Consider the following 14,654-nt stretch of genomic DNA (forward strand, 5'->3'; position numbering starts at 1 on the left):
CACTCAGCCCTCGGCCGGCGGGCGGACCGCGACCAGGTCTGCGGCGAGCAGCGCCGACCACCAGGTCTCGACGTTCGACAGCGACCCGGAGATGATCCGTGGCTGATCGCCCTCGGTGAGCAGGGTCAGGGCCGAACCGTCCGGCCAGGCCAGCACCCAGCCGGCGATGTGCGGGAGTTCGTCCTCCGGCGCCAGCTCGGCGTCCCGGCTGCGGTAGAGGGCACACAGTCGGGGCGCTTCGTCGAGGGCGATCACGTCCAGGTGGTCGGTGGCGCTGGTCTCGGGCAGCAGCTGGGGCATGGGGGTGCCTCCTCCTTCGGGCTGGGGATCCGGCAATGTAGACAAGACACAGTGAATCGTGAAGAAAGAGAAACAAGCCAGCGAACGGTTCACTAGGTACGACACAGACAGTATTGCCCTGGTTACAGGGAAGGACAAGGTCTGTTCTTCGGCGAGGCGTGGAAAGTGCGTATTGACAGAAGCCTGCCTGGTCAGGGCGGGGTTCGGGAGGTCCGCCGCAGCCGGTGGGGTGCCGGGACCAGGCTCCCGGCACCCGCACCGTCGGTGATGGTGGCGGCAGGGCAGGATGTACCTCGAAGGAGGGCGGCAGAGCATGGCAGGTCGGATCCGGGACGAGGACATCTCGCTGGTGCGGGAGCGTACGTCGATCGCCGACATCATCTCGGAGAGCGTCACGCTGAAGTCGGCCGGTGGCGGCAACCTCAAAGGGCTCTGCCCCTTCCACGACGAGAAGACGCCGTCGTTCACCGTGGCACCCAGCCGGAACGTGTACTTCTGTCACGGTTGTGGCAAGGGCGGGGACGCGATCACCTTCCTGATGGAGGCCGAGCACCTCACGTTCGTCGAGTCGGTGGAGCGGCTCGCCGCCCGCGCCGGGATCCAGCTGCGCTACATCGAGGCCGGTCCCGCGCCAGTACGCCAGCAGACTGGTCAACGGCAACGGCTGACCGCGGCACACGCCGCCGCGGTCGAGTTCTACGTCGACCGGCTGACCGATCCGGCGGCCCGGCCGGCCCGCGAGTTCCTCGCCCGCCGGGGATTCGACCGGGCTACCGCCGAGCGGTACGCGTGCGGCTTCGCCCCGGACGCGTGGGACGAGCTGACCCGGCACCTGCGCCAGCGGGGCTACACCGCCCAGGAGCTGATCACCGCAGGGCTGGCCCGCCAGGCCCGGTCCGGCTCGTTGATCGACCGCTTCCGGCGCCGCCTGCTGTGGCCGATCCGGGAGCTCAGCGGCGACGTCATCGGCTTCGGCGCGCGCAAGCTCTTCGACGACGACGACGGACCCAAGTACCTGAACACCCCGGAAACCCCGATCTACAAGAAGTCCCACGTGCTGTACGGGATCGATCAGGCGAAGCGGGAGATCGCCCGGCAGGGCAGGGCAGTGATCGTCGAGGGCTACACCGACGTGATGGCCTGCCACCTGGCCGGGGTGCCGACCGCCGTCGCCACCTGCGGCACCGCCTTCGGGGCGGACCACATCGGCGTACTGCGCCGGCTGCTGATGGACACCGAGGCGGTCGCCGGGGAGATCATCTTCACCTTCGACGGGGACGCCGCCGGGCAGAAGGCGGCGCTGCGCGCGTTCGAGGAGGACCAGCGTTTCGTCGGGCGTACCTTCATCGCGGTCAGCCCGGACAACATGGATCCGTGCGATCTGCGGCTGGCAAAGGGCGACCTCGCCGTGCGCGACCTGGTCGCGCGCCGGGAACCGCTGGTCGACTTCGCGCTGCGGCAGGTACTCAGCCGGTTCGACCTGGACACCGTCGATGGCCGGGTGGAGGCGATGCGGCGGGCCGCGCCGCTGGTGGCGAAGCTCAAGGACCGGGACAAACGCCCGGAGTACGTGCGCAAGCTCGCTGGCGACCTCGGCATGGAGGTCGAACCGGTGCAGCGGGCGGTGCTCGCGGCGGCGGCCGGGCCGCAGCGGACCGCCGGCGGCCGGGCCGCGATGCCCGAGCCGGCGGCGCCGAAGCCCCGCAACCAGCCGGACGAGCCTCAGGCGCTGGTCGAGCGGGAGGCATTGAAGCTCGGGCTCCAGGTGCCGGTGCTCGCCGGTCCGATGTTCGACAATCTCGGCGCGGAGGTCTACCAGCATCCGGTACACGCCGTGCTACGGGACGCGATGGCGCAGGCCGGCGGGGCCGCGGCCGCCGCCACCGGAGCGGTGTGGATCGAGCGGGTCCGGGACAACTGCGCCGACCTCGCGGCCCGGGCGTTGGTCGCCGAGCTGGCGGTGGAACCGCTGCACGTCGACCGGGACGCGGACCCGTACTACGTCTCGGTGACCCTGGCCCGTCTGCAGTGGGGGGCGGTCACCACCCGGATCCGGGAGCTGAAGTCGAAGGTGCAGCGGATCAATCCGGTCACCAACCAGGACGAGTATCTGACCCTGGCCGGAGAGCTGTTCTCCCTGGAACAGCATGCGCGTGCGCTGCGTGAACAAGCCGTGGGAGGGTTGTGACGGTGTGGAGTCTTTTCCGGCGTGGCGCACGGCTACCGGCCGACCAGCGGCCGCCGCTGGACCGTGACGAGCGGTTGCTGGCCTGGAGCGGGACCGCGACCGGCGCGCTGGTCGTCACCAACCGGGGCCTGTGGTTGCCGGGCCGGGACACCCGGCTCGGCTGGCACCAGGTGCACAAGGCGGTCTGGTCGGGCGAGACGCTGGTCGTCACGCCGGCCGAGACGGTGTCGGAGCACGACGGCTACACCGTGGTCGCCGACGGACCGGCGATCTCGTTCGACCTGTCGGACCCGGGAGACGTCCCGGACCAGATCCGGACCAGGGTGACCCGGTCGGTCGGCTACAGCATGCACCATCAGCTGGACGGTGGCGGGGCTCGGGTGGTGGGCCGGCGGGTGTCGGGCATCGACGGCCTGAGCTGGACGGTGCGCTACGACGCCGGCATCGACACCGACGCGGCCTGGCTGTCCGACCGTACCGCCGAATTGGTGGCCGCGGCCAGGGCGTCGGTCGAGCAGCAGCCGTGACCACCTGTCGCGGTGGAGTGGTCCGGTAGCGGATGCGTCCGGGCCGGTACGTCGGCTCAGCTGGCGGTGAAGACGTGGTCGCTGATCATCCTGGTGGCGCCGGTCAGACCGGCCTGGTCGCCCAGCTCGGACAGGACGATCGGCATGTCGCCGGTGGCCAGCGGCAGTGAGCTGCGGTAGACGACGCCTCGGATCTCGGCCAGCAGCGCGTGACCCATCCCGGCGAGCCCGCCGCCGATCACCACCATTCCCGGGTTGAAGAAGCTCACCAGCCGGGCCAGCACCTGGCCGACGCGTCGTCCACCGTCGCGCACCATGCCGACCGCGACCGGGTCGCCGGCGGCGGCCGCCCGGGTGACGTCCAGCGCGGTGAGCGTGCCGATCCGGGCGAGTTGCTCGGCGAGCTGGTCGGAACGCCCGGCTCGGGCGGCGGCGACCGCGTCGCGGGTCAGCGCCGCACCGCCGAAGTACGCCTCCAGACAGCCGACGTTGCCGCAGAGGCACTGCGGCCCGTTCTCGTCGACGGCGGTGTGGCCGATGTCGCCGGCGCAACCGTTGGCCCCCCGGTAGACGTCCCCACCGACCACTATTCCGGCGCCGATCCCGGCACCGATCTTGACGAACAGGAAGTCGTCGAACGAACGGGCGATGCCGGCGTGTTTCTCACCGAGCGCCATGATGTTGACGTCGTTGTCGACCAGCACCGGGCAGCCGAGTTCGGTGCTGAACATCTCCCGGACCGGGAAGCGGTGCCAACCCGGCATGAACGGTGGCGATACCGGCACGCCTTCGTGGAAACTGACCGGACCGGGCACCCCGACGCCGGCGCCGGTGAACCGGGTGGTTCCCGAGTCGGCGGCGAGTTTGGTGACCAGTTCGAGCGCCTGCGCGATTACCGTCGTCGGGCCCTGGCGTAGTTCGGTGCCTTCGGTCATCCTGGCCACGACCTGCAGTTCGCCGTCGGTGAGCGCCACGTCCAAGGTGCTCGCGCCGATGTCGATGCTGAGGAAGCGGGTGGCGGCGGGGATCCGCACGATCGACGACGGACGACCGCCGCGGGACGCGGCCGGACCGGCGGTCTCCACCAGACCCCGGTCGATCATCCGGTCGAGCTCCGTGGCCACCTTCGACCTGGAGAGGCCGACCGCGTCGCCGAGCTCGGCGCGCGAGCACGGGCCGTCGCGGAGCAGGCGCAGGATCTGCGCCTGGTGCGTGTTCTCCGGCCACACTCCCAGCACGTTGGTCATGTCCTTTACCTAAGTCCGGCACGTGGCGTCGTCCGACGTGGAGTGCCGGTGGACACGCGGGCGAAGCGAACCGGCGTGGGCAGGGACCGGGCGAGGTGACGAACTCGCCCGCCGACCCGGGAGTAGCGAGTCAGGATGGCAAACTTAGTACATTGAAGTCTAAACTTCAAGACGTTCGTACCATACTTTGTCCTCAATCTGACGAAAGGCGCCTTGCTCGCGAAACTCGCTGGCGTCCCTGTCGGGGCCGCGCGGTAGCGTCGTGGCCGTGACTGAACGGGGTAGCGGACCACTTATCCACGCACGCGGTCTGGTCAAGCGGTTCGGGGCGTTCACCGCGGTCGCCGGCATCGACGTCGATGTCGCGCCCGGTGAGGCGTTCGGCTTCCTGGGACCGAACGGCGCCGGCAAGAGCTCCACCATGCGGATGGTGGGCTGCGTCTCCCCGCCCAGCGGCGGCATTTTGCGAATCCTCGGGATGGATCCGCAGCAGGACGGCCCGGCGATCCGGGCCCGGCTCGGCGTCTGCCCGCAGCTGGACAACCTCGACCAGGACCTGACGGTACGGGAGAACCTGGTCAGCTACGCTCGCTACTTTCAGATCCCGCGACCGGTCGCCCGGCGACGCGCCGACGAGCTGCTCGACTTCGTACAGTTGCGCGATCGGGCGGGCAGCAAGGTGGAGCCGCTGTCAGGCGGCATGAAACGCCGACTCACCATCGCCCGTGCCCTGGTCAACGAGCCGGACATCGTGCTGCTCGACGAGCCGACCACCGGGCTGGACCCGCAGGCCCGGCACCTGGTGTGGGAGCGGCTGTTCCGGCTCAAGCAACGGGGCGTCACGCTGGTGCTGACCACGCACTACATGGACGAGGCCGAGCAGCTCTGCGACCGACTCGTGGTGATGGACGGCGGTCGGATCGTCGCCGAGGGCTCGCCGCGGGACCTGATCACCCGCTATTGCACCCGTGAGGTGGTCGAACTCCGGTTTCCGACCGACGACCAGGACAGCTTCGCCGGCAAACTGGGCGGAGTCGCCGAACGCACCGAGGTGCTGCCGGACCGGATCCTGCTCTATACCGGCGACGGCGACGGGGCGCTCAACGAGGTGCACCGCCGTGGGCTGGCGCCGACCAGCGCGTTGATCCGGCGCAGCGGTCTGGAGGACGTCTTCCTGCATCTCACCGGCCGGACCCTGATCGACTAGAATCGGCCGGGCATGATCGCGCAGACCGACCGGCTGTCACTACGCCGCTTCACCATCGACGACCTGCCACTGCTCGTCGAGCTGGACAGTGACCCCGAGGTGATGCGGTACCTCACCGGGGGCAGACCGACCCCGGCCGAAACCGTACGCCGCGAGGTCCTGCCCGCGATCCTGCGTGATTATCTGCGCTTCCCGGGCTTCGGCAAGTGGGCCGCCATCGAACGCTCCAGCGGTGCCTTCATCGGCTGGTTCGCGCTGAAGCCGGCCGCTGCCGGTCCGGCTGTCACCGGTCCGGCCGGCGCCGGTACCGCCAGCGGGGTGGTCAACGGCCGGGGCGGCCGGCTGGCGATCACCGAGGTGGAGCTCGGGTACCGGCTGCGGCGCGCCTCCTGGGGCCGGGGGTACGCCTCGGAGGGTGCCCGGGCGCTGCTGCGGATGGCGTTCGACCACCCGACCGTCGATCGGGTCTTCGCCGAGACGATGGCGGTCAACGTCGCCTCGCGGCGGGTGATGGAGGCGGCCGGGTTGCGCCTGGCCCGCTGCTTCCACCTGCAGTGGGACGATCCGATCGAGGGCGTCGAGCATGGCGAGGTCGAGTACGAGGTGCGCCGGGTCGACTGGGCGGCGCACGCTGCGGCGGCCAGCGGCACCCGGACGATGCCGGTAGCCCGGATACCGCCGGCGGTCGAGGGCAACCGCCCGCACTGACGGCGGGGTCGCACTGACAGTTGGGTCGCCACCCGGGGCGGGTGGCGGTTCCGGATCCGGCCCGGTGGCCGGACCGGGCCCGGCGAGGGTTCAATCTGCGGCTGGCCCTGCGGCAGCAGGGCTGGCTGCCCGAGGTCCATCCGTTTCCCGATCCGGCCGAACCGGACCTGGTTGCCCGGGTCGTCCCCGGTCGTACCGCCGCACCGCACCCGCAGCTCGCGGCGCTGGCCGATGCCATCCCCCGGCGACACACCAACCGCTGGCCGTTCGCTCCGGCGGTCGTTCCGGCCGACGTGATCGAGGATTTGGTCGTCGCCGCACGTCGAGAGGAAGCAGAGTTCGCCGTCGCCGGTGCCGTCGCCCGAGGTGCGATTCTCACCCTCGCCCGCAGCGCCGAACAACGGCAGCGGGCCGACGGCGCCTACCGCCCGGAACTGGCCCGATGGACAATGCCCGGGCACGGGCGGCGGGAGGGGATTCCCCGCTCGGCGATCGGTCCGTGGGACGCCCTGGAATCCCTGCCGATCCGTGACTTCGGCCTGGTGGCTCCGCGTCTGACCAGGTCCACCGAACGCTTCGAGCCCTACCCCACCATTCTCGTGCTGTCCACCACGGGCGACACCGAGCGGCAGTGGCTGGCCGCCGGGCAGGCGCTGCAACGGGTGCTGTTGCTGGCCACCGTCGAGAACCTGGCGACCACCCCGATCAGTCAGCCGCTGGAGATACCCGGGATTCGGCAACTGCTGGCCAACCAGCGGCGGGGGACCGTGGCACAGATGGTCGTCCGGGTCGGCTACGGCCAGCCGGCCCAGGCCACGCCGCGACGCCCGCTGGCCGAGGTGCTCTGCACCGTAGCCCGGGCGGCGGACCCAGGAGACGGAAATCCCGATGAGGACGTCCCGCCGTCGCCGTAGAGTACGCCGGGCCGGCGAATCCCGGACCGTCATCCCGGGGCGTCGTTTCCACGGGGTGTCGTACCCGGCGGTACAACGTCGGCCGGGGACCGGGTGCGAGGGAGGGCGACGGGATGTCCGGGACAGACACTGGCGCGACGCCGACGGCCACGACAACCGCGCAGCTGACCGGGCCGCGCGGCCTCCGGCCGGCGTTGAGCGTCCTGGAAGCCAACCTGACCGCCTACCGGCGGACCTGGCGGTCGTCGGTCTTCTCGTCGTTCCTGCTGCCGCTGTTGACGGTGCTCAGCTTCGGCGTGGGGGTGGGAGCCTACGTCGACCAGGGGGTCGGCGGGTTCAGCTATCTCGACTGGATCGTCCCCGGTCTGATCGCTTCCACCGCGTTGCAGGTGGCCATCGGGGAGTCCTCCTGGCCGGTGCTGGGCGGGTTCACCTGGCAACGGACCTACTACTCACAGATAGCCGCCCCGTTGCGGATCGCCGACATCGTCGGCGGGCTGCTTGCCTTCGTCCTGCTGCGGGTGCTGGCCAGCGCCGTCGCCTTCCTCGCGGTGGCCGCCGCCTTCGGCGCGCTGCATTCGGGTTGGGCGGTGCTGACCCTGCCGGTCGCCGTGCTGCTGGCAGCGGCCGTCGCCCTGCCGGTGGCCGCCTTCGCAGCCACCATCCGCAGCGACAGCTACATGGTCATCGTGTTCCGGTTCGCGGTCATCCCGATGACCCTGTTCGCCGGAGTGTTCTTTCCGGTGGAGTCGCTGCCGGTGACAGTGCGCTGGCTGGCGTACCTGTCGCCGCTCTGGCACGGGGTCGACCTGTGCCGGGCGGCCTCGCTGGGCATCCCGGCCTGGTCCGCTACCGGGCATCTCGGCTACCTGGGACTCTGGGTGGCGGCCGGGTGGTGGCTGGCCGTCACCCGGTTCCGCAAGCGTCTGATCCACTAGAGAGCGTCTGATCCACTACAGGAGGCAACGGTGGTGACCCTCGTCCTGCCGCAGGTGCTCGGGGTCGGCGCGGCCGTGCGGCGGGCCGGGTCGGTGATGGAGCGCAACGCGGCCGCCCTGAAGTCCGCGTACTGGGTGGTGATGATCTCCGGGGTGGTCGAGCCGTTGCTCTACCTGTTCTCGATCGGTGTCGGCGTGGGCCGGCTGATCGGGGACATCACCCTGCCGGACAGCGGGGTCGTCATCGGGTACGCCGCGTTCGTCGCGCCGGCGATGCTCGCCGCCTCGGCGATGACCGGTGCGTTGTCGGAGACGACGTTCAACTTCTTCGCCAAGATGAAGTTCGTCAAGCTCTACGACGGGATCCTGGCCACCCCGGTCCGCCCGACCGAGTTGGCCTTCGGTGAGCTCGGTTGGGCGATGGCGCGGGGCAGTATCTACTCGGCGACCTTCCTGCTGGTGATGGTCGTGATGGGGCTGACGACGGTCCCCCGGGCACTGCTGGCGTTCCCGGCTGCGGTCCTGGTCGGGTTCGCCTTCGGCGGGCTCGGCATGGCGCTGTCCACTTACATGCGTAGCTGGCAGGACTTCGACCTGATGGGCTCGGCCCAGTTCGCGGTCTTCCTGTTCTCCGGGACGTTCGTGCCGGCGCAGGCGTACCCGTCGGTGCTGCGCTGGCTGGTCGAGTTGACCCCGCTGTACCGGTCGGTCCATCTGATCCGGGCGATAGCTGTGGACACCGTCGGGTGGATGCAGTTGGTCGACGTCGGCTATCTGGTCGGAGTGACGGCGCTCGGGCTGACCGTCGCCGGGCGTCGGGTCGGCCGGCTGCTCTGCAACTGACGTCGTACGAGCACCCTTCTGCGACAGTCATCGATGTATGGCGGCTTGCGGTGGAGACTTCTGGCTGGTAGAAGACAAAGCCATCGGTTGTTCACCTGAAAGTTTGGTTCGTCGGGGTCTTTCTTTCCCCTGGTCTCTGGGGTTAATGTCTGCCCCAGACGTAACACCAGCGACACAGCGTCGTAAACGCCGGTCGCGATCAGGGCCACCAGGGCCCGAGCTGTCTCCCGCCAGGGGCGTGGCGGAGGCAGCCGCGGTTCGGGTCGGTGCCGCCACCGCGGCACCGACCCGAACCCCACTCATCCGAACCCCCGCCCCGGGGTCGTGCGTTTCGGCGGCGTGCGACTCCGTACACCCCGACCCTCCTCACTCGTCATCGGCGGCTCTGCGAGCCGCTGCAGAAAGGTGGACAGAATGGACGAGGTGCTACGCCGCAACGGGCAACTCTCGCCACCCAATCCGGCGCTCACCCGCCGCAACATCCTCGCCGCATCGGCCGGTGCCGCTGCCGTGCTCGGTGCGGCCGGGCTGCCGGTGCTGCAGACCAGCCGTCCGGCCCGGGCCGGCGGCGGCTGGTCCGTGGACCCGCTGATCCCCGAGCAGAACCGGGGCATCATCCTCTACTCGGTCCGGGACCGCATCCGGGCCGCCCCGGACGACAGCGGCGTGCCGTACGGCTTCGAGCGGGTCCTGGCCCGCCTGGCGGAACTCGGTTACAAGGAGATCGAGTTCGCTGGTTACACCCAGAGCGAGGAGATCCTCGGACGGCAAATCACGCCGACCGAGATCCGCAAGATCCTGGACGACAACGGCCTGGTCGCCAACGGCACCCACGCCAGGATCAATGCGGAGACGTTCCAGCAGGAGCTCGACATCGCCGAGGAACTCGGCATGAAGAACATCGGCACCGGCAGCGACCCGACCCGCAGCGACTACCAGTCGGACTGGGACGAGGCCGCGGACCTGTGGAACGAGCTCGGCCGGCAGGCCAAAGAGCGCAAGATGCGGCTCTACACCCACAACCACGACGCGGCGTACAATTTCCTGCTCGACTCCGGTCCGCTGGACGAGCAGGGACGGCCGACCCGGTCGTCCGGTGTCCGCAAGCTCGAGTACTTCATGGCCAAGACCGACGCGAAGTACGTCTACTTCGAGATGGACATCTACTGGGGCTACGTCGCCCGGCACAAGCACCACACCTTCGTCAACTCGGCCGGCCGGGAGCGGACCCGGGTGTTCGACCCGCTGCTGACCGTGGCCCGTCGGCCCCGGCGGTTCCCGCTGTTCCACGCCAAGGACGGCAACAAGAACCCCGAGCTGAGCAACGGCTACGAGATGACGCCGATGGGCGACGGCGACATCAACTTCCAGCAGTTCTTCCAGACCATCGGGCACTACGACTTCCACCACGCCAACTGGGAGCAGGACACCGCTCCCGGTGGTTCGGCGAACCCCGGCCAGTCGCTGGAGTTCGCCGAGCGCAGCTACCAGCACATGTCGGAGCTGACCGTCTACAGCCAGAGCGAGTGATCCACCGGTCGCCGGCCACCCGGCGCGGCGGCCACTGATCCAACCGCGCGAGCCCGTCCGGGGTGCCGACCGCCGCCACGGCGGCGGTCGGCACCCCGGTTCCGCCTGCCCGGTTCCGCCCTCGTCGTGAAGGGGCGGTCCGTCGATCCCTCGTGCTCTGAACCAGATTCATCGGGCCAGGTCAACCCCTGTTCGAGCATGCCTCACCAACTTCTGTCACGATCAGAAAAAGTTTTGCTTCAGCAGACCGAAACTCTGGACACGAGACTGAGAAGACTCTTAGTGTTTCGGTCACGACACGCCGAGGTCGCCTCGGTGTTAACTCACTGTCGGAGGTGGACCCCATGCGTACGGCGGATCCTCTGCACCTCCAGCTGCTGCGACTGCTGCGGGACAACGGACCGGTCTCCCGGGCCGAGCTCGCCGACCAGCTGGAGATTCCCCGCCCTCGCCTGCTGTCCGAGTTGGAGCGGCTGGTCGCCTCCGGCTTCGTGACCGAAGCAGGGATGGCCGCCTCACGGGGCGGTCGCCGCTCGACCCTGGTGGAGCTCAACCCGGATCTGCGGTTCGCCGCGATCGACCTGGGCGCCAGCTCGGTCGACGTGGAAATCACCAACGGCCGGCTGGAGCCGGTGGCCGCGTACACCGAGCCCGCCGACATCCGGCAGGGGCCGAAGGTCATCCTGCACCGGATCAACGAGCTGCTCGCCAAGGCCCGGGTCGAAGGGGTGCACGAGCGCCTCGACGGTATCGGTATCGGGGTGCCCGGTCCGGTCAGCTACCGCGACGGAGTGCCGGTCTCCCCGCCGATCATGCCGGGCTGGGACCGGTTCCCGGTCCGTGAGCTGCTCGCCCGGGAGCACGGCTGCCCGGCGGTGGTGGACAACGACGTGAACATCATGGCCATCGGGGAACGGCACGGCGGCGTCGCCCACTCGGTCGACGACTTCCTGTTCGTCAAGCTCGGCACCGGCGTCGGCTGCGGCATCTACCTCGCGGGCCAGGTATACCGGGGGATCGACGGCTGCGCCGGCGACATCGGCCACATCCAGGTCGACTCGCACGGTCCGATGTGCTCCTGCGGCAACGCCGGATGTCTGGAGGCGCTGTTCAGCGGTGCGGCGCTGGCCAAGGAGGCGGCCGCCGCCGCCCGGGCCGGCACCTCTCCGGCGCTGGCCGAGCGGCTCACCCAGCGGGCCGAGCTCACCGCGCGCGACGTCGCCGAGTGCGCCATGGAAGGTGACGTCACCTGCATCCGGCTGATCCGCGACGGTGGCCGACGGCTCGGCGGTGTCCTCGCCGGTCTGGTCAGCTTCGCCAACCCGTCGATGATTGTGATCGGCGGTGGTCTGGCCCACCTCGGGCACATCCTGCTGGCCGAGATCCGCAGCGTGGTCTACCGGCGGTCGCTGCCGCTGGCCACCGGCAACCTGCCGGTCGTGCTGTCCGAGCTGGGTTCGCGGGCCGGCGTGACCGGCGCCTCCGTGCTGGCCAGCGACGTCGCCTTCGAGCAGGCGTCGTGAGCGCCCCCGAGGCCACCGGCGCCGCGCCGGTCGACGAGCCCGGTGCCACCCCGCCCGGGGCGGCCGGCGGCGACGTGGTGCTGCGGCTGACCGACGTCGTGAAGACCTTCCCCGGGGTACGCGCGTTGGACGGGGTGCAGCTCGAGGTACGTGCCGGGGAGGTGCACTGCCTGCTCGGCCAGAACGGGGCCGGCAAGTCGACCCTGATCAAGGTGCTGGCCGGCGTGCACCGCCCCGACTCGGGGCGGGTCGAATGGCAGGGCCGACCGGTCCGGTTCGCCAATCCGCAGGCCGCGATGCGGGCCGGCATCGCCACCATCTACCAGGAACTCGACCTGGTCGACGACCTCTCCGTGGCGGAGAATGCCTTCCTCGGCCACGAGCCGCGGACCGCGGGCTTCGTCCGTCGGTCGGCGATGGCTCGACGCACCCGCGACATCCTGGGCCGACTCGGCCACGCCGAGATCCGACCCCGCGGGCTGGTCCGGTCGCTTCCGGCGGCCGGCAAGCAGGTGGTCAGCATGGCCCGGGCACTGTCCCACCAGGCCAAGCTGATCATCATGGACGAGCCGAGCGCGGTGCTCGCCCACGACGAGGTCGAGAACCTGTTCCGGATCATCCGCGAACTGACCGCTCAGGGCATCGCGGTCATCTACATCTCGCACCGGTTGGAGGAGATCCGCGAGATCGGTGACCGGGTCACCGTGCTCAAGGACGGCCGGACCACTGCGCAGAACCTGCCGGCGCAGACCACCCCGACCAAGGAGCTGGTCAGCCGGATGACCGGCCGGTCGATCGAGTACGTGTTCCCGCAGCGGGAGCCCAACCCGCACGGGGACCAGCTGCTGGAGGTGTCCCGACTCAGCCGCGCGGGGGAGTTCAGCGACGTCTCACTGACTGTCGCGCGGGGGGAGATCGTCGGCATCGCCGGCCTGGTCGGTGCCGGTCGTTCGGAACTGCTGGAGACGATCTTCGGAGCCCGGACCGCCGACACCGGCCGGGTCACGATGGCCGGCAGACCGGTACGGGCCGGCAGCGTCGGCGCCGCGGTGCGGGCCGGCATGGGCATGGCGCCGGAGGAGCGCAAGAGCCAGGCGCTGCTGCTGGGCGAACCGATCTTCCGGAACATCACGCTGGCCACCTTCGGTCGCCTCGCCCGGGCCGGGTTCACCGACGCCGGCCGGGAGGTCAGCGCCGCCGAACGGGTGGCCGGCTCGCTGGAGCTGCGTCCCCGGGGCGTGCACCGTCCGGTGCGCCAGCTCTCCGGCGGCAACCAGCAGAAAGTGGTGGTCGGCCGGTGGCTGCTCGGTGACACCCGGCTGCTGCTGCTCGACGAGCCGACCCGGGGTGTCGACGTCGGCGCCCGGGCCGAGCTGTACCAGGTGATCCACGACCTAGCCGCGCAGGGCGTGGGCGTCCTGCTGGTCTCCAGCGAGGTGCCCGAGGTGCTGGGGCTTGCCGACCGGGTGCTGGTGATGCGGGAAGGACGCGTCGTCCACCAGGCCCCGGCCGGTGAGATCGATGAGGAGACCGTGCTCGACCTCGTCATGTCGGGGTCGGCGAAGGAAAGCGCCACGGCGTGACCGGGCGACCCGACCGGTTGGCCAGCGGCCAGCCGGTAAACGAAGGAGTAGGACTGTGACCGCGGAAGAGGCCACGGCGACCGTACCCGGTAAGGAGAAGCCGGCAGCGCCGCCGGCGCACGGCGCGGACGAACCACCCCGGCAGAGCTGGTGGCGTTCCGACGCCAGCGAGTACGCCCGACGCAACCTGTGGCTGGTCGGCGTCCTTGTCATTCTGGTCATCATCGGTGCCGCCACCCGGCCCGACCTATACAGCGACCCCACCTGGGTCCGCAACAACGTCTTCACCATTTTGCAGCAGGCCTCCGCGATCGGCGTGGTCACCGTCGGCATGACATTTGTGATCATCGCCGGCGGCATCGACCTGTCGGTCGGTGCGATCATGGCGCTGGCCGGGGTATGGGCCACCACGGTAGCGACCCAGAGTTTCGGCCCCGGCGGCATGATCTTCACCGCCGTCGTGGTCGGGATGTGCGTCGGGCTGGTCAACGGAGTGCTGATCTCGTACGGCCGGCTGGTGCCGTTCATCGCCACCCTGGCGATGATGGTGGCCGCGCGGGGGCTGGCCGCGCTCATCTCCGGCAAACAGACCCAGGTCTCCACTTCGTCGGTGATCAACGGGATGGCCACCCAGCGGATCCTCGGAATCCCGTTGCTGGTCGTCATCCTCGCCGCGGTGGTCGCCGCCGGCTGGGTGCTGCTCAACCGCACCACCTTCGGCCGACGCACCGTCGCCATCGGCGGCAACGCCGAAGCGGCCCGACTCGCCGGGATCAACGTCCGGTGGCACACGCTGCTCATCTACGGACTGTCCGGGCTGTGCTGCGGCATCGGCGCGATCATGCTGACCGCGCAGGCCAACTCGGCCCAGGCCGCTATGGCCAACCTGTACGAGCTCGACGCGATCGCCGCGGCGATCATCGGCGGCACGCTGCTCACCGGCGGTCGCGGCACCATCATCGGCGCCCTGTTCGGGGTGCTGGTCTTCTCCACCATCACCAACCTGTTCGCCATCAACGGACTCTCCACCGAATCCCAGAACATGATCAAGGGCGGGATCATCGTGGTGGCCGTTCTCATCCAGCAGTTCCGGTTCAACTCCCTCAGTCAGCTCTTCACCCGAAGAACCACCTGAGGCTCCACCTG

13 protein-coding genes are annotated in these 14,654 nt (G+C 69.9%); 11 read left to right on the top strand and 2 right to left on the bottom strand.

The window, feature by feature from the left end; genetic code table 11:
- Nucleotides 1-3: 3 nt before the first annotated feature.
- Nucleotides 4-300: a hypothetical protein gene (locus tag ACFHWT_RS00440; RefSeq protein ID WP_123602938.1), complete on the bottom strand. Its 297-nt coding sequence runs from the start codon at nt 298-300 to the stop codon at nt 4-6.
- A gap of 286 nt (nt 301-586) precedes the next feature.
- Here ACFHWT_RS00440 and dnaG point away from each other — a divergent pair, with 286 nt between their 5' ends.
- Nucleotides 587-2,488 (top strand): DNA primase, encoded by a 1,902-nt coding sequence (gene dnaG, locus ACFHWT_RS00445; protein WP_416592606.1) that lies wholly within the window; start codon nt 587-589, stop codon nt 2,486-2,488.
- Nucleotides 2,489-2,490: 2 nt separating this feature from the next.
- On the top strand, nt 2,491-3,015 hold the full coding sequence (locus ACFHWT_RS00450; protein WP_416592607.1) for a hypothetical protein: 525 nt from the start codon (nt 2,491-2,493) through the stop codon (nt 3,013-3,015).
- Nucleotides 3,016-3,071: 56 nt separating this feature from the next.
- Here ACFHWT_RS00450 and ACFHWT_RS00455 read toward each other — a convergent pair whose 3' ends face one another.
- A complete protein-coding gene (locus tag ACFHWT_RS00455) occupies nt 3,072-4,262 on the bottom strand; it encodes an ROK family transcriptional regulator (RefSeq protein ID WP_416592608.1) in 1,191 nt (396 codons plus the stop codon).
- Nucleotides 4,263-4,530: 268 nt separating this feature from the next.
- Here ACFHWT_RS00455 and ACFHWT_RS00460 point away from each other — a divergent pair, with 268 nt between their 5' ends.
- From ACFHWT_RS00460 to ACFHWT_RS00500, 9 genes are all read left to right on the top strand, one after another.
- Complete coding sequence (locus ACFHWT_RS00460; protein WP_416592609.1) at nt 4,531-5,469, top strand: ABC transporter ATP-binding protein; 939 nt, start codon at nt 4,531-4,533, stop codon at nt 5,467-5,469.
- A gap of 12 nt (nt 5,470-5,481) precedes the next feature.
- Nucleotides 5,482-6,177, top strand: coding sequence for a GNAT family N-acetyltransferase (locus tag ACFHWT_RS00465; protein ID WP_416592610.1), 696 nt, complete (start codon nt 5,482-5,484; stop codon nt 6,175-6,177).
- 41 nt (nt 6,178-6,218) lie between these two features.
- The gene (locus ACFHWT_RS00470) at nt 6,219-7,091 is read left to right on the top strand and encodes an Acg family FMN-binding oxidoreductase (protein WP_416592611.1); all 873 of its coding nucleotides are present in this window, start codon (nt 6,219-6,221) and stop codon (nt 7,089-7,091) included.
- Between the two features lie 113 nt (nt 7,092-7,204).
- Nucleotides 7,205-8,029, top strand: a complete 825-nt coding sequence (locus ACFHWT_RS00475) for an ABC transporter permease (RefSeq protein WP_416592612.1) — start codon at nt 7,205-7,207, stop codon at nt 8,027-8,029.
- Between the two features lie 30 nt (nt 8,030-8,059).
- Nucleotides 8,060-8,872 (top strand): ABC transporter permease, encoded by an 813-nt coding sequence (locus ACFHWT_RS00480; protein WP_416592613.1) that lies wholly within the window; start codon nt 8,060-8,062, stop codon nt 8,870-8,872.
- A 414-nt stretch (nt 8,873-9,286) separates the two neighbouring features.
- A complete protein-coding gene (locus ACFHWT_RS00485) occupies nt 9,287-10,402 on the top strand; it encodes a sugar phosphate isomerase/epimerase family protein (RefSeq protein ID WP_416592614.1) in 1,116 nt (371 codons plus the stop codon).
- A gap of 344 nt (nt 10,403-10,746) precedes the next feature.
- Nucleotides 10,747-11,925, top strand: coding sequence for an ROK family protein (locus ACFHWT_RS00490; protein WP_123602931.1), 1,179 nt, complete (start codon nt 10,747-10,749; stop codon nt 11,923-11,925).
- 74 nt (nt 11,926-11,999) lie between these two features.
- A complete protein-coding gene (locus ACFHWT_RS00495; protein WP_416592878.1) occupies nt 12,000-13,508 on the top strand; it encodes a sugar ABC transporter ATP-binding protein in 1,509 nt (502 codons plus the stop codon).
- A 55-nt stretch (nt 13,509-13,563) separates the two neighbouring features.
- Nucleotides 13,564-14,643 carry an ABC transporter permease gene (locus ACFHWT_RS00500; protein ID WP_416592615.1) on the top strand — a complete coding sequence of 360 codons (1,080 nt, stop codon included), beginning with the start codon at nt 13,564-13,566 and terminating at the stop codon, nt 14,641-14,643.
- Nucleotides 14,644-14,654: the final 11 nt, after the last annotated feature.

This window comes from Micromonospora sp. LOL_021 (genome assembly GCF_048060215.1).
GTDB lineage: Bacteria > Actinomycetota > Actinomycetes > Mycobacteriales > Micromonosporaceae > Micromonospora_E.